The 24,900-nt window shown below is 35.1% G+C and carries 30 protein-coding genes and 1 pseudogene; 4 read left to right on the top strand and 27 right to left on the bottom strand.

Annotated features, from left to right (window positions below; genetic code table 11):
• Positions 1 to 9: 9 nt before the first annotated feature.
• The 9 genes from flhB to ACW0JX_RS08465 form a co-directional block, all read right to left on the bottom strand.
• Complete coding sequence (gene flhB, locus ACW0JX_RS08505) at positions 10 to 1,056, bottom strand: flagellar type III secretion system protein FlhB (RefSeq protein WP_065483016.1); 1,047 nt, start codon at positions 1,054 to 1,056, stop codon at positions 10 to 12.
• Between the two features lie 10 nt (positions 1,057 to 1,066).
• Positions 1,067 to 1,828 (bottom strand): flagellar biosynthetic protein FliR, encoded by a 762-nt coding sequence (locus tag ACW0JX_RS08500; protein ID WP_001055718.1) that lies wholly within the window; start codon positions 1,826 to 1,828, stop codon positions 1,067 to 1,069.
• Positions 1,829 to 1,843: 15 nt separating this feature from the next.
• Positions 1,844 to 2,119 carry a flagellar biosynthetic protein FliQ gene (locus ACW0JX_RS08495; RefSeq protein WP_001098080.1) on the bottom strand — a complete coding sequence of 92 codons (276 nt, stop codon included), beginning with the start codon at positions 2,117 to 2,119 and terminating at the stop codon, positions 1,844 to 1,846.
• 33 nt (positions 2,120 to 2,152) lie between these two features.
• Positions 2,153 to 2,911: a flagellar type III secretion system pore protein FliP gene (locus ACW0JX_RS08490; RefSeq protein ID WP_001220582.1), complete on the bottom strand. Its 759-nt coding sequence runs from the start codon at positions 2,909 to 2,911 to the stop codon at positions 2,153 to 2,155.
• Positions 2,908 to 3,228, bottom strand: coding sequence for a hypothetical protein (locus tag ACW0JX_RS08485; RefSeq protein ID WP_000121178.1), 321 nt, complete (start codon positions 3,226 to 3,228; stop codon positions 2,908 to 2,910). The genes ACW0JX_RS08490 and ACW0JX_RS08485 overlap by 4 nt, the downstream gene beginning before the upstream one ends.
• A 12-nt stretch (positions 3,229 to 3,240) precedes the next feature.
• Positions 3,241 to 3,600, bottom strand: coding sequence for a flagellar motor switch protein FliN (gene fliN, locus ACW0JX_RS08480; protein ID WP_000680010.1), 360 nt, complete (start codon positions 3,598 to 3,600; stop codon positions 3,241 to 3,243).
• 10 nt (positions 3,601 to 3,610) lie between these two features.
• Positions 3,611 to 4,597 (bottom strand): flagellar motor switch protein FliM, encoded by a 987-nt coding sequence (fliM, locus tag ACW0JX_RS08475; RefSeq protein WP_000012361.1) that lies wholly within the window; start codon positions 4,595 to 4,597, stop codon positions 3,611 to 3,613.
• A gap of 14 nt (positions 4,598 to 4,611) precedes the next feature.
• Positions 4,612 to 4,836: a flagellar motor switch protein FliN gene (locus tag ACW0JX_RS08470; protein WP_000775712.1), complete on the bottom strand. Its 225-nt coding sequence runs from the start codon at positions 4,834 to 4,836 to the stop codon at positions 4,612 to 4,614.
• A 62-nt stretch (positions 4,837 to 4,898) separates the two neighbouring features.
• The gene (locus ACW0JX_RS08465) at positions 4,899 to 5,684 is read right to left on the bottom strand and encodes a lytic transglycosylase domain-containing protein (protein ID WP_000635224.1); all 786 of its coding nucleotides are present in this window, start codon (positions 5,682 to 5,684) and stop codon (positions 4,899 to 4,901) included.
• A 256-nt stretch (positions 5,685 to 5,940) separates the two neighbouring features.
• Here ACW0JX_RS08465 and ACW0JX_RS08460 point away from each other — a divergent pair, with 256 nt between their 5' ends.
• The 4 genes and pseudogenes from ACW0JX_RS08460 to ACW0JX_RS08445 form a co-directional block, all read left to right on the top strand.
• Positions 5,941 to 6,780 carry a flagellin N-terminal helical domain-containing protein gene (locus ACW0JX_RS08460; protein WP_043939927.1) on the top strand — a complete coding sequence of 280 codons (840 nt, stop codon included), beginning with the start codon at positions 5,941 to 5,943 and terminating at the stop codon, positions 6,778 to 6,780.
• A gap of 84 nt (positions 6,781 to 6,864) precedes the next feature.
• Positions 6,865 to 7,689, top strand: a complete 825-nt coding sequence (locus ACW0JX_RS08455; RefSeq protein ID WP_045353005.1) for a flagellin N-terminal helical domain-containing protein — start codon at positions 6,865 to 6,867, stop codon at positions 7,687 to 7,689.
• Positions 7,690 to 7,774: 85 nt separating this feature from the next.
• On the top strand, positions 7,775 to 8,617 hold the full coding sequence (locus tag ACW0JX_RS08450) for a flagellin N-terminal helical domain-containing protein (protein ID WP_045353001.1): 843 nt from the start codon (positions 7,775 to 7,777) through the stop codon (positions 8,615 to 8,617).
• Positions 8,618 to 8,875: 258 nt separating this feature from the next.
• Positions 8,876 to 9,220, top strand: a pseudogene (locus tag ACW0JX_RS08445) (flagellin N-terminal helical domain-containing protein); the annotation flags it as partial.
• Positions 9,221 to 9,377: 157 nt separating this feature from the next.
• Here the strand turns inward: ACW0JX_RS08445 and ACW0JX_RS08440 are convergent.
• From ACW0JX_RS08440 to ACW0JX_RS08355, 18 genes are all read right to left on the bottom strand, one after another.
• The gene (locus ACW0JX_RS08440) at positions 9,378 to 10,325 is read right to left on the bottom strand and encodes a DNA-binding domain-containing protein (protein ID WP_000274687.1); all 948 of its coding nucleotides are present in this window, start codon (positions 10,323 to 10,325) and stop codon (positions 9,378 to 9,380) included.
• Positions 10,326 to 11,066: 741 nt separating this feature from the next.
• Positions 11,067 to 11,975 carry a chemotaxis protein gene (locus ACW0JX_RS08435; RefSeq protein WP_000075943.1) on the bottom strand — a complete coding sequence of 303 codons (909 nt, stop codon included), beginning with the start codon at positions 11,973 to 11,975 and terminating at the stop codon, positions 11,067 to 11,069.
• Between the two features lie 123 nt (positions 11,976 to 12,098).
• Entirely contained in the window at positions 12,099 to 12,584 is a 486-nt protein-coding gene (locus tag ACW0JX_RS08430; protein ID WP_000068301.1) for a hypothetical protein, read from the bottom strand.
• Between the two features lie 206 nt (positions 12,585 to 12,790).
• Positions 12,791 to 13,126: a DUF3964 family protein gene (locus tag ACW0JX_RS08425; protein ID WP_000198176.1), complete on the bottom strand. Its 336-nt coding sequence runs from the start codon at positions 13,124 to 13,126 to the stop codon at positions 12,791 to 12,793.
• A 48-nt stretch (positions 13,127 to 13,174) separates the two neighbouring features.
• Complete coding sequence (gene flgE / locus ACW0JX_RS08420; protein WP_000588310.1) at positions 13,175 to 14,488, bottom strand: flagellar hook protein FlgE; 1,314 nt, start codon at positions 14,486 to 14,488, stop codon at positions 13,175 to 13,177.
• A 21-nt stretch (positions 14,489 to 14,509) separates the two neighbouring features.
• Entirely contained in the window at positions 14,510 to 15,082 is a 573-nt protein-coding gene (locus ACW0JX_RS08415) for a flagellar hook assembly protein FlgD (RefSeq protein ID WP_459245560.1), read from the bottom strand.
• Between the two features lie 3 nt (positions 15,083 to 15,085).
• Positions 15,086 to 16,195: a flagellar hook-length control protein FliK gene (locus ACW0JX_RS08410; protein ID WP_254488856.1), complete on the bottom strand. Its 1,110-nt coding sequence runs from the start codon at positions 16,193 to 16,195 to the stop codon at positions 15,086 to 15,088.
• A 10-nt stretch (positions 16,196 to 16,205) separates the two neighbouring features.
• The gene (locus ACW0JX_RS08405; RefSeq protein WP_254488859.1) at positions 16,206 to 16,616 is read right to left on the bottom strand and encodes a cytoplasmic protein; all 411 of its coding nucleotides are present in this window, start codon (positions 16,614 to 16,616) and stop codon (positions 16,206 to 16,208) included.
• A 116-nt stretch (positions 16,617 to 16,732) separates the two neighbouring features.
• Entirely contained in the window at positions 16,733 to 18,037 is a 1,305-nt protein-coding gene (fliI, locus tag ACW0JX_RS08400) for a flagellar protein export ATPase FliI (RefSeq protein WP_017672970.1), read from the bottom strand.
• The gene (locus ACW0JX_RS08395) at positions 18,034 to 18,723 is read right to left on the bottom strand and encodes a FliH/SctL family protein (protein ID WP_000051695.1); all 690 of its coding nucleotides are present in this window, start codon (positions 18,721 to 18,723) and stop codon (positions 18,034 to 18,036) included. Before ACW0JX_RS08395 ends, fliI begins: the two co-directional genes overlap by 4 nt.
• Complete coding sequence (gene fliG, locus ACW0JX_RS08390; protein WP_065224024.1) at positions 18,710 to 19,714, bottom strand: flagellar motor switch protein FliG; 1,005 nt, start codon at positions 19,712 to 19,714, stop codon at positions 18,710 to 18,712. Before fliG ends, ACW0JX_RS08395 begins: the two co-directional genes overlap by 14 nt.
• A 13-nt stretch (positions 19,715 to 19,727) precedes the next feature.
• Positions 19,728 to 21,302, bottom strand: coding sequence for a flagellar M-ring protein FliF C-terminal domain-containing protein (locus ACW0JX_RS08385; RefSeq protein ID WP_098976421.1), 1,575 nt, complete (start codon positions 21,300 to 21,302; stop codon positions 19,728 to 19,730).
• A gap of 22 nt (positions 21,303 to 21,324) precedes the next feature.
• Positions 21,325 to 21,624, bottom strand: coding sequence for a flagellar hook-basal body complex protein FliE (gene fliE / locus ACW0JX_RS08380; RefSeq protein ID WP_098976422.1), 300 nt, complete (start codon positions 21,622 to 21,624; stop codon positions 21,325 to 21,327).
• Between the two features lie 16 nt (positions 21,625 to 21,640).
• Positions 21,641 to 22,054, bottom strand: coding sequence for a flagellar basal body rod protein FlgC (gene flgC, locus ACW0JX_RS08375; RefSeq protein ID WP_000484680.1), 414 nt, complete (start codon positions 22,052 to 22,054; stop codon positions 21,641 to 21,643).
• A 21-nt stretch (positions 22,055 to 22,075) separates the two neighbouring features.
• Complete coding sequence (gene flgB / locus ACW0JX_RS08370) at positions 22,076 to 22,534, bottom strand: flagellar basal body rod protein FlgB (RefSeq protein WP_392389078.1); 459 nt, start codon at positions 22,532 to 22,534, stop codon at positions 22,076 to 22,078.
• Between the two features lie 318 nt (positions 22,535 to 22,852).
• Complete coding sequence (locus ACW0JX_RS08365; protein ID WP_001058084.1) at positions 22,853 to 23,125, bottom strand: hypothetical protein; 273 nt, start codon at positions 23,123 to 23,125, stop codon at positions 22,853 to 22,855.
• Positions 23,115 to 23,483 (bottom strand): flagellar export chaperone FliS, encoded by a 369-nt coding sequence (locus tag ACW0JX_RS08360; protein ID WP_001149504.1) that lies wholly within the window; start codon positions 23,481 to 23,483, stop codon positions 23,115 to 23,117. Before ACW0JX_RS08360 ends, ACW0JX_RS08365 begins: the two co-directional genes overlap by 11 nt.
• A gap of 22 nt (positions 23,484 to 23,505) precedes the next feature.
• Positions 23,506 to 24,882 carry a flagellar hook-associated protein 2 gene (locus ACW0JX_RS08355; protein WP_000929217.1) on the bottom strand — a complete coding sequence of 459 codons (1,377 nt, stop codon included), beginning with the start codon at positions 24,880 to 24,882 and terminating at the stop codon, positions 23,506 to 23,508.
• Positions 24,883 to 24,900 lie beyond the last annotated feature (18 nt).

Raw genomic sequence — 24,900 nt, 5'->3', positions numbered from 1 at the left:
AACGCGCTATTATACTTCAAGTTCATTCGTCTGAATTAAATAGCGCATAACTTCAATTACAGCTACGTATAAATCTTCAGGAATCGTCTCATCTTCCTCGACTTGATAATATAAAGAACGAGCAAGCGGACGGTTTTCCACCATTGGTATTTCTTGTTCACGGGCAAGTGTTCGTATATATAATGCGAGCTCATCTTCCCCTTTTGCAACGACAATTGGTGCTGCATCAACATGTTTATTGTAACGAAGTACGACCGAAATATGAGTCGGGTTGTTTACAATAAACGTTGCGCCATCCATCTTCTTCGCAATTGTTCCTTGCAAGATTGCATGCATAAAGTTTTTTCGTTTCCCTTTTACTTGCGGGTCCCCTTCATTATCTTTATGCTCCCTTTTTACTTCTTCTTTTTTCATCTTAATATCTTGTTCGTACTCCCATTTTTGGTAAATGAAATCAATAATAGAAAGAATGATTAAAATAATTAAAATGGCTAAAAAGATAAATTTAATTTGGCTAATAATTTCAGTAAGTGACGCTGTCCAGTTAAATCCAATCATACTAACAATCTTCTCTAAATTCTTTTTAAAGAGAACGTACGAAACGTAACCGATTAATCCCATGTAAAACAGTGATTTCAAAATATCTACTAAACTTTTACGACTAAACAATCTCGTAAAATAGTTTTTCGGATTAATACGTGACGCTTTCGGTTTAATGACTTTAGAAGAAAATAGGAAGCCGACTTGAATCATATAATTGAATAAATGAAAAGCATATACGAGTATTAATATCGGAGCCGATACTTTCAGTAATAAAATCCCCATTAAATAAAAATACTCGGTTGAATCTGTATTTTTTCCAATTTGATCAAACAGTACCGCTACGGAATTCGCAATCTCAAACCCTAGCCAATCTCCGAAAAAGTAAACGACAACTGCTAATACGAGAATGGAAAATAAATTATTTAAATCTTTACTCCGGGCAATATTCCCTTCTTCACGCGATTTTTTACGCTTCTGCGGGGTGGCCTTTTCTGTTTTATTATCCTTTGCCATGCGCGTCCCCCTACTTCGTTAAGAAAAAGTTAAATAGTTTCGTATATTCTTCAAGTAATACATCCGTCATATTTTTAAACACATAACCGAGCATCGGTACACTCATCGCAATAAACAAAATACCACATGTAATTTTAATTACATATGCATTCATAAAAACGTTTAATTGCGGAGCGTTTTTTGCAATTAAAATTAGAACAAAGTTAATGATGAATAAACTTCCCATAAGCGGAAGAGCAATTTCAACCGCTGATGTGATCGCAAATAATAACGTTGCGAGTAGACTATCTAAAAAACTAGTCGTCAACAATTTTGAAATCGCCTCTGTATATTGAAACGACTTTAAAATCGTGGCAACGAAATAGTTAATGCCGCCAAGTGAAATAAAAATAATGAGAAAAAATATATCAAAAATGGTTGATAGTAAAGTAGACTGTGAGCCCGCATTTACATCAAACAAACTTGCTTGTGATAAACCAATATCAAAGTCTAAAATATGCCCTGCCATTTTCGGAATGTTCCACAGCATCTCTACAATTTTTGAAAGTGATAAACCAATTACAATTTGCGTTCCTGCATAAGCTGCAACATCCCAAACTGTCTTGATGTGAGAGACATCCACTTGATCGGCCACTGTAATTGAAAGAGCAAGTCCAACTGTAACCTTCGCCATTGCTGGAATGGATCGGCCTGAGAAAAACGGTAAAAAATATAAAAATGAAGTAATGCGACAAAACGCAAAAAACGTTGCCGCCCATAATTCCATATTCATTTCAGTTCACCTATCTTAGTACGAACGCAATAGCGATGGGATTTTATCAAATAAATCTAAAATAAGCATCGTTAACTCTTGGAACATCCACGGACCTAAAATGATAATAACGAGCACAATACTCGCCATTTTCGGTAAAAACGTCAGCGTTTGCTCTTGAATTTGCATCATTGCCATAATAACCGCGATAATAATAACGACAATCAGACTTACAACGGCAATCGGCATTAAAATCATAACCCCTTTATAAAAAAAGGTTTGGAAAATATCTATAATTGGTGACGTATTCATTTATATGACTCCTATCACATAGCATCAAACGCTTCAGGCGACCGTCTTAAACATAATATCGACGATTTTTGTATATCCACCTAAATATACGAAAACGAGTATTTTAAACGGTAAACTTAAAATCATCGGCGGTACCATCATCATCCCGAGGTACATTAAAAGTGTACTAATAATCAAATCTATAAATACAAACGCTAAATAAATGAACATCCCTGTTAGTAAACCTTTTTGAATTTGCGTTAACGTAAAGGATGGTACGAGTGTAAATAAGGAAAGATCTTTCAAATCTTTCGGTAACTCTTCTCCGCGTACTTTCAGCATCATTTTCAAATCATGCTTATACGTATGCTTTGACATATATTCTTTCATAATAGGAGCTGTCGTTTCCGCAGCTTGGCTTACTGTTATTTTCTCTTTCGTCATCGGATCCCACACATCGCTCTTCAGTTGCCCGAGTACAGGCTGCATCGTAAAGAGTGATAAAAATAATGCAAGTCCAACAAGCACTTGGTTTGGTGGTAAATTCATTACCCCAAGTCCTTGACGTGTAATCCCAAGAACGATCATAAAATAAGTAAAATGTGTAAATAATAGAACGATAGAAGAAGATAATGATAAAAGGGTAACGAGCGCAAATAGTTGTACACTTGAATTACTCGTAAACTCTTTTCCATTTTCGAAATTAATAAAACCGTTCGGGGCCGCATACGCTGGATTTACAAAAATAATTGAAAAAACGATAGAAAATACGAAAATAACGGCTAATAATGATAACTGTTTCTTTATTCTCATGATGGATCCTCTACTTTTTTGGTTTCAGTCTTCACCGCGTCTTCTAGTGCTTGTTGAAACTGATTTCCTGTTCCCGTTAATTGCACAGACTGCACACCGTTATTACTAATAACAGTGAACACTTGCTTTCCGTCCACTTCAAATAAAAAGGCACTCGTTTGATGATTTAAATACACGCCGTCTTTTACTTGAATATGGCCATTTTCACCCTGCTTAAAAAACTGCTGTTTGCGCGTCTTTTTCGTCATATAATATGCACCGTAACCGAGCGCACCAAACAGTAAAACGACTTGAAATAAGGTCGTCATATACGACATATGACTCCTCCTCTACTCTTTATCTTGCATTTGACTTTGCGCTTTCATAAGCGCCGCTTGTTTCTTATCAGCTTCAATTTCAGAAATGATAATACCGAATTTCTCGTCCATTACAATTGCTTCACCGATGCCGACTTTCATATTACTTAAATACACATCTACTTTATGTCCTAAGTTTTTCTCTACTTCAAGAACATCGCCAACTTTTAACTGCTTTACATCACCAAGCGTAATAGATGACTTTCCAAGCTTTACACCAAGTTCAATCGAAATATCTGAAACAGTATCGATATGTGCTTTGCCTGCTTCATTTCGCTTTCCTGCAAAATCTTCTAATCCCATTAATGACACAGGAGATACTTCATGCTTCATATGGATCCTCCTACTCTACAAAACTTTTAAATAGGAGCGCCTTACGCGTTCCATCTTTTCCAATAAAACAATTAAATTTATGCTTTCCATCTACATAACCAAGTAATTCATCCGAAACTTTCGTATGAAGCGGAATAATATCGCCTTCTTCAATTTGTTCAATCTCACTCATTGTCATTTTCTGCTCACCAATCGCAACGTGAACAGGTTTGTACACTTGATTTACTTTCACTTCCACTTCAGACGTATACTTCCTACGTTTGTCTGAAGAATGTTCGACAATATTTTCAGACGTTAACTTATCCATAATTTCTTCAACAGATAAGAACGGAATCCCGATACGCACCGTCGTATTCCAGAAATCTGTTTTCATATTTACGTTAAGTAATGAAATTATATCGCTCGCTGTCGTAATCTTTAATGCATTCGGATCTGTTTCCGTCGTTACAAATTTTGGTTCAATCGCAACAACACTTTCAAATGATTGCTCTAAATTTTTACAAAGAAGCAAGAATATATTATCAAGCGTTAAAAACTCAAATGCTGTTAACGGTCTGCGCATCGTAAAGTTACGCTTACTATCTCCGCCAAGCCAACATTCATGAATATAAATAACGAATGCTAAATCAATCTCAATAACAATTTCTCCAAGCTCTGGTAAACCGAGATCAATCACGCAATATAAATAATAATCTTTCGGCATTTTCTCCACATACTCACTCGTAAATGGAACTTGCTCAACTGTTGAAGGCTCTAGTTCAATTGGAATACGCATACGCGCTGATAACGTCTGTGACGTCTGTTTTCCAAACGTAGAAGCAATCGCTTGCAAACTACGTAAATGCTCAACACCGAACTTCTCTGGTCTATTAAAATCATACTCTTGAAATTTCTCTTGCTTTCCTGCTTCTTGTGCGAAAGCTGGCATTTCCTCGCCTTCATTTACCGCCTTCAGCAGGGCATCAATTTGCTCTTGGCTTAATTTTTCGCCACTCATGACAATCCCCTTCCCTACCTTTTCAATTCAACGATTTCAACGTACATCTTCCCATTCTTCGTTAAAATCTTTCCGGTTCCAATCTCTTCATTCTCAAGCATAAGACGCACCGTATTTTTCGTTGAATTTTCAAGACGATACAATGTACCTTTCGTAATATGAAGCAGATCTTCAATTTTCTTTTTCGTATTTCCGATTTCAAAATAAATTGTTAACGGAATATCATCTTGTAATTTCAAATCTAGCCAACTCCCATATCATGTTCACGAAGATTTCATGTTCTCTCTATATATGAAACTTCTTATTTTGAAACGTCGATATTTAATATTTTTTTAATATATCCTTGCGTTTCTTTAAATGGCGGTACGCCTCCGTACTTTCTCACATTACCAGGACCAGCATTGTAAGAAGCAAGTGCCAATACTAAGTCACCGTTATTTTTCTTTAAATAACCACTTAACTCTTTCACGCCACCTTCAATACTTTCAGCTGGTGAAAAGGGATTCTTCACACCCATCTCCTTCACATTCGCTGGCATAAGCTGCATAAGACCCATCGCACCGGCATGTGATACCGTTTTCGGATTAAAATTAGACTCTACTTCAATCATTTTTTGAATTAACGTTTTTGGAATTCCGTATGTACGACTTACACGATCAATAATGTCCTCATACTTCCCTTCATTGGAAGAACGTATTTTTTGAATATTATACTTCTTCGTTAATTCCCACGTATCAGCAGCCTCATTTTTCGTTTCTGGGAAACGTCGTTCAAACTCTTTTTGCGCAACTTGCACTTCATCTGCTTTCTTCGTTTCAACCTTTTCTTCAGGCTTACTCGCTTCCTCTACTTTATTAATAGTTTCTGCCGGCTTATTAACAACCGCTTCTATTTTCGTAGATTGTACCGGCTGACTCATATCTTCTACTTTTGCCGGCTGCGTAGTAGCCTTCGTCTCCTTCGCAGGTTCACTCTGCAACTTCTCTTGAAAACGACTACTAACAAATGCTTGTGGACTACTTAGCTTTTGCTGAATTTGTCCTTTTTTATATGCAAGCACTTCTTTTACTATATTTCCAACTATCATAATATCACCTTTTCGGTAAACAAAGATAATCTAATATTAGAGTTTTTTTTTAAAGTTTGCAATAATCCTTTTGATAATATTGTAATAAAAAAATGAACAAATAGGAAATTATCATTTTTTTATATTCATTAATTACAATTATTCGTTGACACGATATATACCAAGGATTACAATTAATCTCGAAATTGATTTTTTTGCATATTTACGTTTAACAATTAACAGAAAAATCAATATAAAAAAATGGGGGTTTCTTAACATGAGAATTAATACAAACATTAACAGTATGCGTACGCAAGAGTACATGCGACAAAACCAAGACAAAATGAATACTGCGATGAATCGTTTATCTAGCGGTAAATCTATTAACAGTGCAGCTGACGATGCGGCTGGTTTAGCTATCGCTACTCGTATGCGTGCAAAAGAAGGCGGATTAAACGTCGGAGCTCGTAACACGCAAGACGCTATGTCTGCTTTACGTACTGGTGACGCTGCTTTAGGCTCAATTTCTAACATCTTACTTCGTATGCGTGATCTTGCTACACAAGCTGCTAGTGGTACGAATAACGTTAAAGACTCGGCTTCTTTAAACAAAGAGTACCAACAATTAGCAAAGGAAATTGACCATATTGCTGAAAAAACTAACTTTAACGGTAATTCATTCTTAAACCAAGCTGGTGGTGGTACAGATATTAAGATTCAACTTTCTGACGCGGCAAACGATACACTTGATATTACAGCTATTAATGCAAAGGCAGATACATTACTTGGAGCGGCTGTTGGAACTTTAACTGGTGCTGATACAGCAGCTGCTGTAACTGCAGCAACAACTGAAATGGGTAAAATTGATACTGCTATTCAAGCTGTCGCTGACGCCCGAGCAACTTTCGGTTCTCAATTAAACCGCTTAGACCATAACTTAAACAACGTAACTAGCCAAGCTACTAACATGGCTTCTGCTGCTTCTCAAATCGAAGACGCTGACATGGCAAAAGAAATGTCTGAAATGACTAAGTTCAAAATCTTGAACGAAGCTGGTATCAGCATGCTTTCTCAAGCTAACCAAACACCACAAATGGTTTCTAAATTATTACAATAAGCCATTTGATTATATAAATCTCTTTGTAATCAAAGAGATTTATATATAACTAAAAATTCAAGATAAAAAATGGAGGTTCTTTATATGAGAATTAATACAAACATTAACAGTATGCGTACGCAAGAGTACATGCGACAAAACCAAGACAAAATGAATACTGCGATGAATCGTTTATCTAGCGGTAAATCTATTAACAGTGCGGCTGACGATGCGGCTGGATTAGCTATCGCTACTCGTATGCGTGCGAAAGAAGGCGGATTAAACGTCGGAGCTCGTAACACACAAGACGCTATGTCTGCTCTACGTACTGGTGACGCTGCTTTAGGCTCAATTTCTAACATCTTACTTCGTATGCGTGATCTTGCTACACAAGCTGCTAGTGGTACGAATAACGCAAAAGATACTGCTTCTTTAAATAAAGAGTATGAACAATTAAAAGGTGAAATTGATCATATCGCTGGAAAAACTAACTTTAACGGCAATGCATTCCTAGACAAAGCTGATCCTACTAATCCAGGTAAAGATATTACGATTCAACTTTCTGATGCGGCAAACGATACACTTGTTATTGAAGCTATCGATACAAAGGCACTTACAAGTGGAACCTTATCAACTTTAGCAGACGTAGCTGGTGCAACAACTGAAATGGGTAAAATTGATACTGCTATTCAAGCTGTCGCTGACGCCCGAGCAACTTTCGGTTCTCAATTAAATCGTTTAGACCATAACTTAAACAACGTAACTAGCCAAGCTACTAACATGGCTTCTGCTGCTTCTCAAATCGAAGACGCTGACATGGCAAAAGAAATGTCTGAAATGACTAAGTTCAAAATCTTGAACGAAGCTGGTATCAGCATGCTTTCTCAAGCTAACCAAACACCACAAATGGTTTCTAAATTATTACAATAAGCCATTTGATTATATAAATCTCTTTGTAATCAAAGAGATTTATATATAACTAAAAATTCAAGATAAAAAAATGGAGGTTCTTTATATGAGAATTAATACAAATATTAACAGTATGCGTACGCAAGAGTACATGCGACAAAACCAAGACAAAATGAATACTGCGATGAACCGTTTATCTAGCGGTAAATCTATTAACAGTGCGGCTGACGATGCGGCTGGATTAGCTATCGCTACTCGTATGCGTGCGAAAGAAGGCGGATTAAACGTCGGAGCTCGTAACACGCAAGACGCTATGTCTGCTCTACGTACTGGTGACGCTGCTTTAGGCTCAATTTCTAACATCTTACTTCGTATGCGTGATCTTGCTACACAAGCTGCTAGTGGTACGAATAATCTTAAGGACTCAGCTTCTCTAAACAAAGAGTACAAACAATTAGCTGAAGAAATTGACCATATTGCTGAAAAAACTAACTTTAACGGTAATTCATTCTTAAATCAAGCTGGTGGTGGTACGAATATTAAGATTCAACTTTCTGACGCTGCAAATGATACACTTGATATTACAGCTATTAATGCAAAAGCAGCTACATTACTTGGAGCGGCCGTTGGAACTTTAACAGACGCTGCTGATCCAGCAGCTGCTATCACTGCAGCAACAGCAGAAATGGAAAAAATCGACACAGCTATCCAAGCTGTCGCTGATGCTCGAGCAACTTTCGGTTCTCAATTAAATCGCTTAGACCATAACTTAAACAACGTAACTAGCCAAGCTACTAACATGGCTTCTGCTGCTTCTCAAATTGAAGACGCTGACATGGCGAAAGAAATGTCTGAAATGACTAAGTTCAAAATCTTGAACGAAGCTGGTATCAGCATGCTTTCTCAAGCAAACCAAACACCACAAATGGTTTCTAAATTATTACAATAAGCCATTTGAGTTAGTTTCCTGAATAAACCTCCCTGCTTGCAGAGAGGTTTATTTATTCTATATAGATAGATTAATTATAAAAATTTCTTTTTTATGTGGAAGAGAGTATCCGCGATGCTTAGAAGCGGTCAGTGCTTATCTTAATCCCCTCTTATGTTAAAACACAAACAGTAAATAAGCATAAGCCCCTCTATCCTTCCATAACTGTTTATTAGATTAAAAGATACCGATTCTATTAATCTATAAGGAGTGTCTATTATGCGTATTAGTACGAATGTTTTAAGTATGAATGCTAGGCAGTCGTTGTATGAGAATGAGACACGTATGAATGTGGCAATGGAGCATTTGGCGACCGGTAAGAAGTTGAATCATGCTTCTGATAATCCTGCTAATATTACAATTGTGACTCGTATGCATGCGAGAGCAAGTGGTATGCGCGTGACGATTCGTAATAATGAGGATGCAATATCGATGCTTCGCACGGCAGAAGCTGCTCTTCAAACTGTGATGATTATTTTGCAGCGTATGCGTGATTTAGCTGTTCAATCTGCGAACGGTACAAATTCAAATGCAAATCGTGATTTGCTGAATAAAGAGTTGCGCTTAGTATGGTTTCACAAGCAAATTAAATTCCGCAAATGGTTTCTAAACTACTACAATCGTAAAAATTCATCTTCCTTCTTTGGAACGATTCCATACAAAATAAAAGGGAAATACATATAAACTATGTATCTCCCTTTTATTTTGTACCCAAATTTTATTACTGTGTTACGGTCATAACTTGTCCGCTACGATCAACCATAATTTTCATTTTACCGTCCTGTGCATTATATAGCCCTAGTTTATGTAATTCCATTTTACAATCTTGTACGAAAGTTGGTAATTTACGTATTTGATCAATATCAGAACTTGTAATGAAATGAATTAAAAGCTGCGTCATACCTTTAATATCTTGTACAAGATCTTCTTTCTCTCGTTTTAGCCTTTCATTTTCTAGTTGTAACGACTGCAATTCATCTTCTAAGCTACGTGTATTCTTTGCTTCTCTAGAACGCCCTGCCGCCATACTAGAAAGCTTATAAATACCTTCCATAAACTGATGTAGTTCGTCTTCTTTCCTTTCACTACATTGATTAATTGTTTCAAAGTTATCAACGATACCAGATATAACTGTTACAAGATTTTTTTCATCCTCTTTATGCTGGATTTCTTCTTTTAATTCGTACTCGTTTTCTTGTTTTCTTGCAACGATTGTCTCTTTTACTGGTATATATTTTCGCTTTCGTCCCGGTTTTTGTTTTTCAATATTTTCAAACGGTATTTCACGTTTTTTCAATTTATAATACGTATTTTGCAATTGACTTTCCGTTTTAGGAAAAAGATTTAGTTCATTTTTACTTACGTATTTTGAAATATTTAAAATGTTTAAACCGTGACGCTGACAAAATTGATACACTTCATACAGTAGCTCTAGTTCAGACTTCAGCCATGTAATTGTTGATTTTTCATATGCTCGCATCCCGCCATTTTTTTCTATATCTATTTGGAATAATACCATTCTATTATGTAAATCAACTAATTCTTCATACTTTACTTGGAATTCTTTTTCTATTTTTTTAAATTCCACCTCTAGTTGCATATCGTTCATTTTATTATTTGACATGTTTTGTAAAAGACCTAATACATTAATTGCTGTGTGGTGATACATAATCTGTGCCACTCCCCCTCATCCTTTCACAATTCTCATCTGACTCCCATGTCTTTCAAGAAAATAGCAATTTTTACATATCCATATTATAACAGTTCGAAATTATCTGTCAAATAATAAACATACAAAAATGTATAGAAAGTATAAAAATTTGGAAAATATTTTTTAATTAATATGTAAAATTGCATATTAATTACATTTAATTATATTATATGGTATTTTACATGTTTTTTCACCGAAAAAATTTGCGTTACCACGAAAATATTACTAAAATAATCCAAAAAATACGTTCTCTTATATTTTCAAATCAAAAATCTTCAAATGAAGATTATACTTACATTCAGCGACAAACACCTCAGAAACCTTTTATTTTTCTGCCAGCTTAAAGTATAGAATACTAAAAAGGAACTAGCCAATGCTACACATGGCTAATTCCTTCCTCTCTCTAACAGAATAGAGTTATAAACCCAGTCTTCAAATCCTCAATCGAAGTCTCACTTCTTCTTACCTAAAACTACTTCATACCTCTGAACTCACATCGCATGAGACTCTATTAAGCACTGAAAACTTCCTTACATTAGTAGTTCCTCTATTCCTACTAAATAGAAAAATGTTATACACCAGCTCTTCTACTTACCTATAACCACTCCATATCTCTGGTCTCAACATCGCATAGGGCTCTATTAAGCGTTGATCGCTCAACACTTGGCTAGAGCTTCTATTCCGGCTAAATAGAAACTTTTAAAGTACTAACTTATCAACTAAACCAATTAGCTCTTGAATATCTGGCTTACTTACTTGAGCATTTGCTCCTACAGCTTCACCTTTATGGAATAATTCATTTGTAATTAATGAAGAGAAAATAATGACTGGTAAACGATTCATTACTTCACTATCCTTAACTACTTTTGTTAAATGATGTCCATCCATTTTTGGCATTTCAATATCCGTAATTAGCAGGTGAATATGTTCAAACATTTTTTCGCCTTGCTCTTTCGCTAATTTTTCAATTTGCGCTAACGCTTCTGCACCATTGCTGAAGAAGTTCATTTTCGTATATCCAGCTGATGATAATGTTTCTTCTAATATTTGACGAAGCATCGCTGAATCTTCTGCAATATAAATTACTTTTTCAGCTCGATCTGTTTTTTGTTCTAACCCTGCAATTGATTTATTGTCATAACCAGTGCCGCTAATTTCACATACAATTTTTTCATAATCTAATAGTAAGATGATTTTGCCATCTAGTTTTACAATACCAGATGTCGTTTCTTCTAGTCCCATAGATAATGAAGCTGGTTCATCAATTTGTTCCCACGAAATACGTTGAATACGATGCACTTCATCAACGCGGAAAATAACTTTCATTTGGTTTAATTCTGAGATGATAAATTTCGTTTGATCAAGTGGCTTTGTTGACTTTAAATTAAGAGCCATTGCCAAGTTAATAACAGGTAAAATTTCACCACGTACTTGAACAACACCTTCAACTGCATGATGAGATTCTGGCACAGTTGTAACAGGGAATGGATTAATGATTTCACGTACTTTCATTACATTAATACTAAATAAGTTTTCACCAACAGTGTACGTAACAATCTCTAATTCATTTGTTCCGCTTTCTAATAAAATACTTTGTGCTTGTGACATAAAGGTGTCGCTCCCCTTCCATTAATTCCGTATATCTAATTATTAAGCTTTATAAAAGAGAAAAAGTCAACTACCTATATAAAAAACATAGATAGTCGAACGATTCATTTTATTAAAAAACAATTAATCTTGTATAAACGAAGCAAGTGCCTCTAATAACACTTCTTGTGCTCCTACAATTTCCGTCGGCATTGCTTCCCATTTTTTCGAAAGCTCCGTCTCTACTCTTATTCTCAGCTCTGAATTCATTTCTGCTAGCACATATTCTTTCGTTGCTATATCAACATCAAGTAGCGCGAGTGCATATAGTTCCGGGTCATTTATTTTTTCGAATAATCGTTTTAATACTACTGGTGCTATATGTTTTAATTTTTCAATATGAATTTCCTTATCCGAAAATAGTAACTCATATTGAATAAACGTAACATTTTCTTTAATCACTTTAAAATAACAATTATTTTTTTTATCATTCACAAAATAACCATTTGGATCTGCGATAATACTTTCTACTTTACGAATTAAATCTGGCAAACTATTCGCTGCCATTACAGTCCGCTGCTCAACCTCACTCGGCGAAATGAATGTAACGCGATACTTATTTTGCGCCATCCTCCTCACCTCTCCTTTTATAAAAATCTATCATCACAAACATATGAAATGAAACTAGCATACTCTCATTTCATTGCCCTATTGTCACAACTCACAGGCTATAAAAAAGTACTGGCTTGCTATAAAGAGATTATTGTTCAACCATTCCAGTAGATTTCTATAGTTCTCTTCTTACAGCTCCGAGCCACCTAAGCCTAAAAACATTTTTAAGCGCCTTTAAGCAACTCGATATTGTTGAACCAAAACGCAATTTGCTGATCTGTAATGCCTGATAATGTAACAAAAAACTCACGGCACTTCATCTCGTCCTTAAACAGTTGATACTTCCATGCGCCATCACTGCCAACACTGACGAAATAAAACTCATGAATACGACCAATAATCGCTTTCTTTTCAGCAAATGAATACGGGGGCACTTGCTTAATTTCAAATTGATCTGGTAAATATACATGCTCTTCTCGTTCCATTTTTAGCACTTGCTCAGCAAGTTCACGTTTATTCTCGAAAAATGGCAATTGTAAAATTCGTTCTTGTCTTGTCATACGAATAAAAACCCTTTCTACTACATTACGATCTTTCTTTATAATATATTATCGAATTAAGTTTACAACTTCATTTAATACTTCATCTGACACTTTAATTACTTTCGCATTTCCTTGGAATCCACGTTGATATAACATTAAATCAACGAATTCTACAGATAAATCTACGTTTGAACTTTCTTTTGCTGAACCCCTTACATTACCTGCACCATTCTCACCAGCAACACCTATCCCTGGAATCCCTGCTGATGGTGTGGCAATGTAATTGCCATTCCCAGTTTTCATTAATCCACCTGAATTAGGGAATGTAGCTACAGCTAGTTGTCCTACAACCTTCATACTACCATCCGAATATCTCATCATAACGAAACCACCGTCAGAAATTGAATAGTCATTTGCAATTGCAGCTGGACGCCCCGTTACTTCTGTTGTAGAAATAGTTTTCCCTGTCGGATAATTTGTTAAACCACTTAAGTCCAGTGTCAGTCCCTTACCAAAAGGAATTTTAACCGTTCCACCTTTAGTAATTTCACCAGTTACTGGATTTTTTTGTACAGCTTCATCTGTCTCCTTTAGATTTCCTAATGTATCAAATTTAAGATTTTTTTCGCCCGTCATGCCTTCAACCGGCTTAAACTCTTTTTCGTTTTTAGAATCATTTCTTACAGAAACTGTATACGTATATTCACCTGGCACAGGCTTTTCAACTTCTTTACCATCTACAGTCTCTTTTGTAGTCTTTTGTTTAATATTTACACGTAACGTTAACGAGTTCCCTTCCTCATCAAAAACTGTGAATTCGTGAGATAATGCATTTTGATTTCTAGGAAGGTTTCCACCTATTGTTGCTTTATCTGTTTGAATCCCACCAACAGCTGATCCCATTGGAATATGAATTGGACTTGGTCGTGAAGAAAAATCTATTTCTTGAGTTCCTGTTTTCACACCATACCCTAGCACATACTGACCACTTGTATTTGTAACATAGTTATCTTTCGATACACCGAAAGACCCTTTTCTCGTATACTCTACATTTCCGCTATTACGATCGCCAACTAAAAATAAACCATTTCCCTCTATGGCTGTCTCCATTTTATCACTAGTTAAAGTAATAGAACCATCACTAAAATCTGTAGATGTCCCACTAAACTTTACACCGTTACCAATACTCTTTGGATTCGTACCAGCATAAGCACCATCCCCACGTGAACCAACCGTATTATTATATAGCAGATCATCAAAAATAGCTTTTTGCTTTTTATATCCAACTGTTTGTGCATTTGCAATATTATTTGAAGTAACACTTAATGCATTTTGTGCTGCATTCATCCCTGTAATACTTGTATATAACGCTTTAATCATAACCTATATACACTCCTTTTATTAATTTTGCTTAACCTCTTCATTTTTTTCTATATCATCTTTCTTCTCATCTTCTGGATTTGCTTCTACTATCGGTTTATCTGAAACCCTTTCTACAAAACGAAGTGAGACAACTTGATTATTAACAATAAGTTGTACATCGTTATTTTCGGCAAGTCGAACTGTTTCCACTTGACCAGTCACTTGCTCTCCCTTATTGTTTATACCTCTAACATACTTTCCTAAAAATTTCATCCCTCCATCAAGAGCTGTCGTATACATCGTTGATTGTAGTTTATCTACTGCTTTCGTCATATTTTGTACTTGCTCCATAAGCGATAGTTGAGCCGTTTGATTCATCATTTGGTTCATATCCATCGCATTAAACGGGTCTTGATGTTGAAAGCTTGCTAAAAAAAGTTTCAGGAAATCATCTTTATCCATAATACCGGGTGTTTTTTGATTACTTGCTGATAATCCGTTTGTTTGTTGCACTGGCGATTGTACACCATTAACAGATGCGTTTTTTGCTTGCGCTCCTGCTTGTAACGGAATATGATTTGTACTCGTTGTATTTAACCCAACTGTTGGCACGCTTTATTCCTCCAATAATCCCGCAAATTCTGTTGATTGTTGTTTTTCATGATTTGTATTTGCTAATTTCTGTTTTTGCCTTTGCTCTTGTTCTCGCTGTTCTTTACGATTTTCATCTTTATCTGAATAGCTAATTTGAATATTGATTTCTTTTTCTTTTAACTTTAATTTCAATTCATCAAAAATGATTTCAACACGTTTTTTCGCATCGTGTTTTTCCATTTCTACGTGAACGTCAATTTGATCTCCTTGTTTTTTCATAAACACTGTTAATGTACCAAGTTTTTCTGGATTTAACTGAAATAAAACACGTTCTTGTTTCACTACAAATTTTTGCAAGGCTTCTACTTGCGCTTCCATTTTCTTTCCTAAATCAGGTAATGAAACTTTCTCAGCACCACTATTTGATTTCCCTACTTGTTCGGTACTTGTCGTTTTATTTAATAACTCTGCACCTGCAGAGCTCGAATCATTTAATGCATCAACCTCTGGCAACTCTACCTTTGCATCATCGCTCTCAAGTTTCGGAAGATCTACCTCTTTAGACTCTTCTTGTTCCTTTGCAATATTACAAGTTTCTGTTTCTACAACTTTCAATGCTTGCATCGTTTGCTCTGGCATCTTCATTTTGTCTAATACCATTTGCATTGTATCTTCTAAACATATAGCATTTTTGATATTCATATTTGAAAGAAGTTCTTGTAATTGTTGTAATTCAGCTGCAGGTAATTCATTAAGTTTAATATTGCCATATTCTTTATATAGCTCTTGTATTTTTTGTATGTATTGATATAACAATTCCGGCTGCACATGTAATTGCTCAATTGCAACCATTTGCTCAGATACAGCTAATAACAACTGTTCTGTCTCTTTTTTTTCTTCTTTCTTTACATTTGGTTCTTCTTTCGTTACCGATTTTTTAGAAAGAATATAATCTTTTTTCTCTTCTGTTGGTGCTTCTTCTCGTTTCGTTTTCTCCGTTTGCGGCTGTTTTTTATTTTCCATTCTCATCGTACGATCGAATGAAGAATCTTCATTTTTTGATTGTACTTCTAGCCCTTTTTCTTTTTGCGGAGGTAAACTTTGTTGCACCGGTAATACAGACTGTATCACTACATTCACCTCATCCATTCATACACATTTTCAAATCCAGAAGCATTTTTTCTTCCAGCTTTTCTTGTGCTTTCGCAAGCTTTTTACAATTTTCTTGATACATCTCATCAATGACACGTTCTTTTTCTTTTACTTGCTCTAAAAGGCTTTCATTTTTTTGAATAAAACCTTCTGTTTTTTTAATTCTTCGATTCCATTCTTCTATTCTTTCAGGTGAAAACGTATGTGAAGAAAGCATGCCAGCCATAATACGTTGCCCAGTTTGTACGACTTTACTACGCGATTTCACAACATATAAATCATATTCTTTTTTTTGTTCTATTTTTCTTTTTTCAGCTGTTAATTCATACACTTCTTTTAAAATATGCTCTTTTTCTTGATTTATTTGCAATTTTATTGTGTCGTACTGCTGTTTATCCACCTGTTTTCATAGCCCCTTTCTATTATAACGTTCTCTTTTTCTATTATATAGTTTTTTCCCAAAAAAATCTGTGAAATATTAAAAAACAAAAAAATAAGACCTCTTGGGCAGAGGCCTTATACTATATGGTGTATCGCTTCAACGATATCATCAAATGGGAAACTATCCGATCGGCCTTGCTTTAAAAATGTATTTATGCCTTCTACTTTATTTTTACATTCAAAAATATAAGCATTTTCTTCATTTTCTTGAATCGTTCCTAGCTTAAAATACAATTCATTTTCTTTATAAATTGATAAAATCTTTCTCATTTCATTTGCAAGTTGCCAATGATGTGGCGAAACAATTTCTTCCATAATCCTACTTACTGAATCTAATACTGAAATTGCAGGATAATGACTAAGCGTTGCAAGCTCACGCTTTAATACGATATGTCCATCTAAAATACCACGTGCTAAATCTGGTACAGGGCCATTTAAATCATCCCCATCAACAAGCACCGTATAAATACCTGTTATAGATCCCTTCTGTGTTTTCCCAGACCGCTCTAACAACTTCTTCATATAACTTTCCATTAACAGTGTTTTACCACCAATCGGTAACTCTTTAACAGCAATATCAACACTTCTTCGTGCATCGGCAAAACGAGTAACAGAGTCCATCATAAGTAATACGTTATTACCTTGATCACGGAAGTATTCAGCAATAGACGTTGCAAGTTTCGCTGCACGAAGTTGCATAAGATGACTTTCATCTGACGTCGCTACAACAACGACGCTTTTTCGCATCCCTTCCTCGCCTAACTCTTTTCGAATAAAGTCTTTTACTTCCCGGCCACGTTCTCCTACTAAACTAATAACGTTTATATCAGCTTTTGCATTTTTTGCTATCATTCCAAGTAAAGTTGATTTACCAACACCTGACCCAGCAAAAATACCAATCTTTTGACCGATACCAATTGTTAGCATAGAATCAATTGATTTTATTCCTGTTTCAAATACATCGGTAATCTCTTCACGTTCAAATGCATGTATAGGCGGTGCATCTAGTTTGATTTTCTGTAATGGAATGTTTTCAGCTTTCTCATTTAACACTTCACCATTTGCACTTAACACTTTTCCGAGCAAGTGATTACCACGTGGTACAACAACATCTTCTGAAACTAATGTCACTGAATCTCCATAACATACTTTTTCTGTCTGTTCAAATGGAAGTAGCATATTATTTTCTTTTTCAATGGCAATCACTTCACATAAGACGTTATGTTCTCCCACGAAGCAAACATCACCGATCTTCGCTTTCGGCCCTTTTGCTACGAAAAACTGTTCTTGTACACTATGAACTTTGCCTACTTTCGTATACAGCGGTGTTTCAATGAACTTATTCCATTTTTCGTTCTCATTCATTAACAGGCGGCTCATACATTTTGCTCCTCAAATAACTTCTCTTCTTCCCATTTCTGACGAAGTTTCGCAAATATAGGTGCAAATTTAAATTCAAAGAACTCTTTCTCTTCTTCCAGAACAAATTCACCAAACTGCAGGGAGAAATCATATTTCCATTCTACTAATTGTAGCAACCAATATTCTTTCGTATTCTCCTTCTCTTCTTGAATACGTTCAAACGTTTCAGGATGTACTGTAATGATTAATTTTTCAAACGAAGTTGGCAATGTTTGCACGATGCCAGTTAAAATAGGTAACACATCAAGCAATCGTGAATCTACCGCTTGATTCACGATTTTTTCTGCTAAATGAAATGATTGATCCCATAATAACTCTGTCCATTCATATGCTATTTCTTGTTGTTCTTTTTGAAACTGCACACGCGCTGCTTCCATCTGTTCCATTTGTTCATGAATATGCATTTGAAATTGTTCTTTATCTTGTAATAACTGCTGACGCTCTCGTTCTAGCATTTGCTGCTCTTGCCTTAGCTGATTCATTTCCATATGTAATGATTCTTGCTGGGCACGAAGCTCTGCATGATCTGCTTGTAATTCTTCCTCTTCTATTTGAACTGAAGCTGGTTTTGGAAATTGTAATTCATACGTTTCTTCAGAAAAAGAAACAGAATTCTTCGGAATTCTGTTTTTAAATAAGGACATCCTCTTCACCTCTTTGAACGATAATTCTTCCTTCTTTCTCTAGCTTTTTCACTGTACCAGTGATCGTTTGCTGCGCTTTTTCAGCATCCGTCATCTTAAGCGGTCCTAAGCCATCTAATTCTTCTAGAATCATCTCTTTACGGTTTGAAGACATACATGTAAATAATTTCTCTTTAATTTCTTCTTTTGCAATTTTAAGTGCTTTCGCAAGAACACCGTTATCTGTAATTTCTTCTAATACACGGCGAAGCGCAAGATCTTCAAGACCAAGTAAGTCTTCAAAGACAAACATATTTTCTTTAATTTTCTCAGATAACTCATAATCGACTTCATCCAGCTTTTGAAAGACTGTTTTTTCAACACCTCGTGAAACATTATTTAAAATGTTTACGATTGTTTTCAAGCCATCAGTTTTATTAATTGCACTAAATGCCATATTATTTAATTTCGTTTTTAACAACTCACCAATTTGATTAATTAATTCACCATCAACTTGTTCTAGTTTCGCAATACCCATTACCGTTTCTACTCGCTTATGATCTGGCAATCTCTCAATTAATTGAGACGCAAGTTGCGGTTTAATATAAGAAGCGATAATTGCAATTGTTTGTGGTGACTCATCATTAAGCACTGTAAGAAGTGGCTCTAAATCTGTAAGTGAATTTAAGAATTCAAATGGATTATCTTTGTTATACCAAAGATCTTCCAATAATTTTTCAAGTTCGTCTTCTGGCATGTTTTTAAATATGCGACGAATATACTCTTTATCTGGAGTGACTAAGTTCAATTCTTTTACATTTAATTCATATAAGAACTCTCCTAGTACATTTTCTAACGTTTCTGGTTTGTATACACGAAACTTTGCGATTTCACGAAGTAATACTTCTTTTTCCTCAGCTGTCATATATTCAATGACTTTTGCTGCCACCCCTTCTTCTAATGTACGAATAAGGATGGCAGCTTTTTCTTTGGAGGAGATTTCATCTAACATCGTTGTTCCTCCCTTACTGTCCGTTTAACCATTTTTTAATTACTTTTGCAGTTCCTTCTACATGTTCTTTCGTAGCATCCTGCACTTGTTCATCTAACGTTGGTTCTTTCGGTTCTTCTGGTTCAGGTTTTGGCTCTGGCACTATTTTTTCTTCAGGAATTTCCAAGATACTTTCATTACTTGCAGCAATTTCCTCTTCTGCTAAGTATTCTTCATATTCCTCTTCTTCTTTCTTTCTCTTACGTCTTGCTAATAAGAACCATACTAGGCCACCAATCGCTAATAAGCCAGCTGTAATTCCACCGAATAACCACCAGTTCATACCACTTTTTTCTGGTTCTTTCTCTTTTTCGGCTTTCGGCTGATCGAACTGAACAGTTACAACGTTAACTTGACCATTTATAAAGTTACCGTTCGGATCAGCTTGAAGTCCTGCCGCTGTTCCGATTGCTTCTTTAAAAGTTGTCATATCAATTCTACGTTTTACTAGCGTATCATTATCTACCCATACAACAACATTTGTTTTCGTTAATTCTGGGTGTTTCTTAATTGTTTCAACTGTTTTATCTATTTCATAGTTTTCGATTTTGTTACCATTTTTATTATCATAGACAACTTTACCATTTTGATTATTGTTCGTACCGTAGTTTGGCACTTCACCGTTCGCTGTAATACCAGCACCTTGCTTCATATCTGCCCCTTCTTGCGCAGTAGAGCTTTCCTCTTGCTCTTGTTTACTACGAAGTACACCTTTATCACCATACTTTTCTGACTGACGTGTAACTTCATCGTAGTTTACAGATACTTTCGTATTCACTTTATATTCATTCGGTTTAAACATCGTCATTAACGTTGCATCAATATCTTGCTTTAATTTACCTTCAAGTTGGTGCTGCATCTCTACTTCTTTCTCGTAAGAAGAGGAACTACTAGAATGTGCTTCATCTGTACCTTTTGAGATAACACCTTTTTTACTATCAATAACACTTACTTCTTCTGCCTTCACACCAGGAACTGCTGCACTAATCATTTGCTGTATACCTGCAACTTGATCAGCTGTTAACAATTGGCCACGTTTCACTCCAACCGTAATCGCTGCTGTTCCTTTTGCTTTTTCTTCATCAAAAATTGTCTCTTTTTCAGGCAATGTAATTTGAACATTTGCCGTTTCAACTGTCGCAAAGTTTCTTACAATATCTTGCTCCAATTGCTTCTTCGTCCCGACAATTTGCTTCATTTTTTTATCTTGTTCACTTGAACCGAGCGAGCTTTCTAATAAAATTTCTTCACCGCTTTTCGAATTAAACGGTAAGCCCATCCCATTCATTTCTTTTCGAACCCATGGAGCATCATTCTTTTGCACACGAATTGAACCATCGGCCGCTAATTGGTAATCGACACCTAACTTCGATAATTCTGCTGTAATCTCTTGTTTATCTGCATCATTTAAATTTTGATATACAACAACATATTTATCTGGCAAGGTGAAGTATAAAAGTGCTCCTGTTACAATCGCTAAAAGCGCAGCACCGATTACTAACTTATGCCACGTTTTTAACGATTGGATAACATTTTTCATCTTTTCCATTTAAACACACCCGTCCACTTTCCTAAATTTGCATATTAATTAGTGACTTATAATTTTCAATAAGATTATCACGTACGAGAGCAGCCGTTTTCATTTGAGATTCAGCTTTCTTTTGCTGAATTAAAACGTCATGTGTTTCTCCTACCCCTTTAGTTAGTAAATCATATACTGCTGTTTGTGCATTGTTTTGCGTTTGATTCATATCTTCCAATAAATCAATAAACTTTTTCCCCTCAACTACAGATGTTTGAGAAGTTTTCAGTGCACCAATTGACTGAATTGCTCCAAATGGTTGTGTATGTAACATTGGTTGAATTTTCATATTACTATCTTCCCCCTTATCCTCGGCCGATTTCTAAATCTTTATCAAGCATTTTTTTATTCGCATTTAATACACTCGTATTCGCTTCATACATTTTTTGAGCAACCATTACATTCGTCATTTCAGCAGTTACATCAATATTAGGATAACGTACATATCCCTCTTCATTTGCGTGCGGATGCGTCGGATCATACACTAAATTTTCCGTTTTATCTGCTTCAATACTTTTTATTTTTACTCCGTTAGTAGGAGCCCCATCTAGCATACTTGCAAAACTATTGTTTGATTCTAGCACTACACTACGACGCTCATATAAATCTGCCCCCGGAGCCGCCGTCGTATTTGCATTTACAATATTGTTAGAAGTAACTTCCATCCACTTTCTCGCTGTCGTTAGCCCTGAGCCACTTGCATTAATTGCCTGAAACATCCGTTGTCTCTCCCTCTACTTTTAACGTCCGCGTGCCGCTTGGTTAATTGCATATTGTGTATTAATTGCGTTAATTGAAATACCGTATAACTGATTTACTTTCATTAAATCTAGCATTTCTGTCGTAACATCCACACTATTTCCGTCTTTATTCGTTTGCATTGATTTTGTTTGAATCTTTGCATATGTATTTTTCGTATTTACTGTCGGTAAGTGCATTTCATTCGTTTGATATAAATCTGGATTGCTCTTTAAATCAGCCGCATTATTTTTATATAACGCACTACTTTTATTCATCTGCTCAGCAAATGTTACATCTTGTGCTTTATAGCCAGGTGTATTCGCATTTGCAATATTACTAGAAACAGTATTTCGTTTCGTCACTAAATAATTCATATAATGGCTTACATCACTCACTAAATCTGGCATATTCCACACCCTTCCTTTTCTAACGTAATGATCCACTGATAGAAGTTTCACTTCATTATTTATTTTCTTATATGCGTTTATTAAAATATTTACTATTATGTACCCTTACATATTTTATTCCATTTTTTCATTGTTGTCTTTAGAAAAATACAAAAATATAAAAAAGAATGCAAAAAAACTGTATACACATAGTAATCTATAGAACATTTCAATAGATAAACTACAAACTAAAGTCCATTTTTCTATTATTTAGATTACTATTATTGTTTCATCACAGTCATAAAATGAAACCTCAATCAGCGGAGTTCTTTATGTAAACGAAGGAATAGACCCCCTTTTAAAAGGGGAATCTGTTTCCAAACATTATTATTAATATTTACCGTAAAATGAATTAGCCTTCATTCGCCCATCATTTGCCATTATCATTTCTTCCAAAATCTTTTGCTTATCTCGAATGTGCTGTGCTGCCTTAATAATGAATGGGCTTACTTCTGCTGCAACTTGTGCACGTCTTTCTTCATCTAGTGTCATCATCCAGCGATTTAACATCTCACTCTTCTCAGCAAACTCTTCATCTGACACTTGTAATTCACCGATTTCATTAAAACAACTGACAAACGTTCGATAAATATCATTGTTCATTTTCAAGCGCTCCACGGTATCCATCTATTAAATCTTGTAACACTTGCACAATGGCATCAATGTCTTTTACTTCACGCGTGACTTTCATCGTTTGAATTTGAATGCTAATCCAATCATATAAACCAAATAAACTATCGTATAAATCTTTCGTAATATCAGGATTTAACTGGAGCTTCAACTCTTCAAATATACGTTCTAACTTTTCAAGAAGTTCATCACCATCTTGAAGTTTGAATGTATTTAAAAGTTCTTCCAATTTACGAAACTCAATGATGCATCTTTCATAAATAAATATTGTATTTTTAATTGGATTACTCGTCATAATATCATTTTGCATATAACGTTGCCATGCTTGCATACAATCACTTCCTCAGCTTTCATTAGTCATCACTTTTTGTTTTTGTCATTGCTTGAATTGTCTTCAACTGACTATCAAGCAATGCTAACTGACTTTCTAATTTTGCATATTTATCAATAATTGTTTTTTGTTTTTCCTTATTAACTGTATCAATATCTTGAATTTTTCTCTCTAAATCAGTTACTTGCTTTTCAATACTTTTAGAACGTTTCCCGATAATTCCTTCATCTCCAAATATCCCGTCTAACTTTTTCTCTGTATCATGACCTAGACCATTTAAGCCAAAGAAAAATTGTTTGGTAGATTCCGGATTCTCTTTAAAAGCTGTTTTTAATTTTTCTTCATCAAGAGTCATATTACCTTTTTTATCAATTTGAATTCCAAAAGAAAATAAATACTTATCATCTTGGGAAAATTTAAAAATACCTGTCATTGCATTATTGATAGCAAATGACACATTATTCCCTTGCATTACTCCATCTTCTCCAGCAAATAAATCTAAACTCTTAACAGCCTTATTATACTCGTCTTTCATTTTTTTTATTAAATCTATCGAATTTTTTATATCAGAATCTTCAATAGTTAATTTTATTGGTTCTGTAGTTTCCTTTTCTAAATTGATAGTTAATCCTGGAATTGTATCAATCTTATTTGTTTTACTAGTCCCTTTAATTCCATTTATTGTATACTCAGCATTTATTGCTCCTGTCACTTGATGTGCAACAACATTCGTTCCATCCGTATTTTTTGCAGAAGTAACTAGCCCTATATTTTGTAAAAAACCATTGGCACCATCCGTTAATTTCAGCTCCCCAGCTTCTCCTGCAGTAGTCGATGTAAAAAATAGTTGATCTCCTAATGTATATACTGACGCACCATAATTCCCATTATTTATCTTATTGACCAGATCTTTATACGTCATATCTTTCGAGATTTTAACTTCTTTTCCATTTATCTGAAATACATCATCTACTCCAAGTTTTAAATCTAAACTAAATTTTTGCTCCATACCTTCAGGAGTTTTTGAAGGAGTAAGTGGAGCTGTAGTTATTTGATGTCTTTCAGCTACCCGTTCTACTGTAATCGTGTATGTTCCGGGAATTGTAGCAGTGTCAGCTTGTGCTTTTATAAAACCATCTTTGGATAGAGTGGTTTTCTTTTCATCACCTTTAAATGCGTATAAATCTTTGAACACTTGTACAAGATTTCCAAATTCTTTTTTCATACTTGCATACACATTTTTTTCATTTGTTAATGTTTGTTTTTGTGTAGTATAAGGTGATTTTTTCATTTCCAATGCTTGTAACTCTAAATCTACTAACTTCTTTGTATCTATTATGTTATTTCCTAAATTCCATATTTGTTGTCTGCCACCATAATCAGATATTGTTCCTGCCATATTTTTCACTCCTTATCA

It is taken from the genome of Bacillus sp. C-3-6 (assembly GCF_054509685.1).
Note: the sequence above shows the minus strand (reverse complement) of the source record. Positions and strands in the feature narration are given on the sequence as shown.

Coding starts and splice junctions, on each gene's coding strand:
- ACW0JX_RS08455 (WP_045353005.1), top strand. CDS start 6,865: ATGAGAATTAATACAAACATTAACAGTATGCGTACGCAAGAGTACATG.
- ACW0JX_RS08365 (WP_001058084.1), bottom strand. CDS start 23,125: ATGAACAATGATATTTATCGAACGTTTGTCAGTTGTTTTAATGAAATC.
- ACW0JX_RS08495 (WP_001098080.1), bottom strand. CDS start 2,119: ATGAATACGTCACCAATTATAGATATTTTCCAAACCTTTTTTTATAAA.
- ACW0JX_RS08490 (WP_001220582.1), bottom strand. CDS start 2,911: ATGAGAATAAAGAAACAGTTATCATTATTAGCCGTTATTTTCGTATTT.
- ACW0JX_RS08385 (WP_098976421.1), bottom strand. CDS start 21,302: ATGGAAAAGATGAAAAATGTTATCCAATCGTTAAAAACGTGGCATAAG.
- fliG (WP_065224024.1), bottom strand. CDS start 19,714: ATGTTAGATGAAATCTCCTCCAAAGAAAAAGCTGCCATCCTTATTCGT.
- ACW0JX_RS08440 (WP_000274687.1), bottom strand. CDS start 10,325: ATGTATCACCACACAGCAATTAATGTATTAGGTCTTTTACAAAACATG.
- ACW0JX_RS08435 (WP_000075943.1), bottom strand. CDS start 11,975: ATGTCACAAGCACAAAGTATTTTATTAGAAAGCGGAACAAATGAATTA.
- flgC (WP_000484680.1), bottom strand. CDS start 22,054: ATGTTTCAGGCAATTAATGCAAGTGGCTCAGGGCTAACGACAGCGAGA.
- fliI (WP_017672970.1), bottom strand. CDS start 18,037: ATGAGCCGCCTGTTAATGAATGAGAACGAAAAATGGAATAAGTTCATT.
- ACW0JX_RS08465 (WP_000635224.1), bottom strand. CDS start 5,684: ATGATAGTTGGAAATATAGTAAAAGAAGTGCTTGCATATAAAAAAGGA.
- ACW0JX_RS08360 (WP_001149504.1), bottom strand. CDS start 23,483: ATGCAAGCATGGCAACGTTATATGCAAAATGATATTATGACGAGTAAT.
- flhB (WP_065483016.1), bottom strand. CDS start 1,056: ATGGCAAAGGATAATAAAACAGAAAAGGCCACCCCGCAGAAGCGTAAA.
- ACW0JX_RS08395 (WP_000051695.1), bottom strand. CDS start 18,723: ATGTCCTTATTTAAAAACAGAATTCCGAAGAATTCTGTTTCTTTTTCT.
- ACW0JX_RS08500 (WP_001055718.1), bottom strand. CDS start 1,828: ATGAATATGGAATTATGGGCGGCAACGTTTTTTGCGTTTTGTCGCATT.
- ACW0JX_RS08485 (WP_000121178.1), bottom strand. CDS start 3,228: ATGTCGTATATGACGACCTTATTTCAAGTCGTTTTACTGTTTGGTGCG.
- ACW0JX_RS08460 (WP_043939927.1), top strand. CDS start 5,941: ATGAGAATTAATACAAACATTAACAGTATGCGTACGCAAGAGTACATG.
- ACW0JX_RS08430 (WP_000068301.1), bottom strand. CDS start 12,584: ATGGCGCAAAATAAGTATCGCGTTACATTCATTTCGCCGAGTGAGGTT.
- fliN (WP_000680010.1), bottom strand. CDS start 3,600: ATGAAGCATGAAGTATCTCCTGTGTCATTAATGGGATTAGAAGATTTT.
- fliM (WP_000012361.1), bottom strand. CDS start 4,597: ATGAGTGGCGAAAAATTAAGCCAAGAGCAAATTGATGCCCTGCTGAAG.
- fliE (WP_098976422.1), bottom strand. CDS start 21,624: ATGAAAATTCAACCAATGTTACATACACAACCATTTGGAGCAATTCAG.
- ACW0JX_RS08355 (WP_000929217.1), bottom strand. CDS start 24,882: ATGGCAGGAACAATATCTGATTATGGTGGCAGACAACAAATATGGAAT.
- flgE (WP_000588310.1), bottom strand. CDS start 14,488: ATGATTAAAGCGTTATATACAAGTATTACAGGGATGAATGCAGCACAA.
- ACW0JX_RS08425 (WP_000198176.1), bottom strand. CDS start 13,126: ATGACAAGACAAGAACGAATTTTACAATTGCCATTTTTCGAGAATAAA.
- ACW0JX_RS08450 (WP_045353001.1), top strand. CDS start 7,775: ATGAGAATTAATACAAATATTAACAGTATGCGTACGCAAGAGTACATG.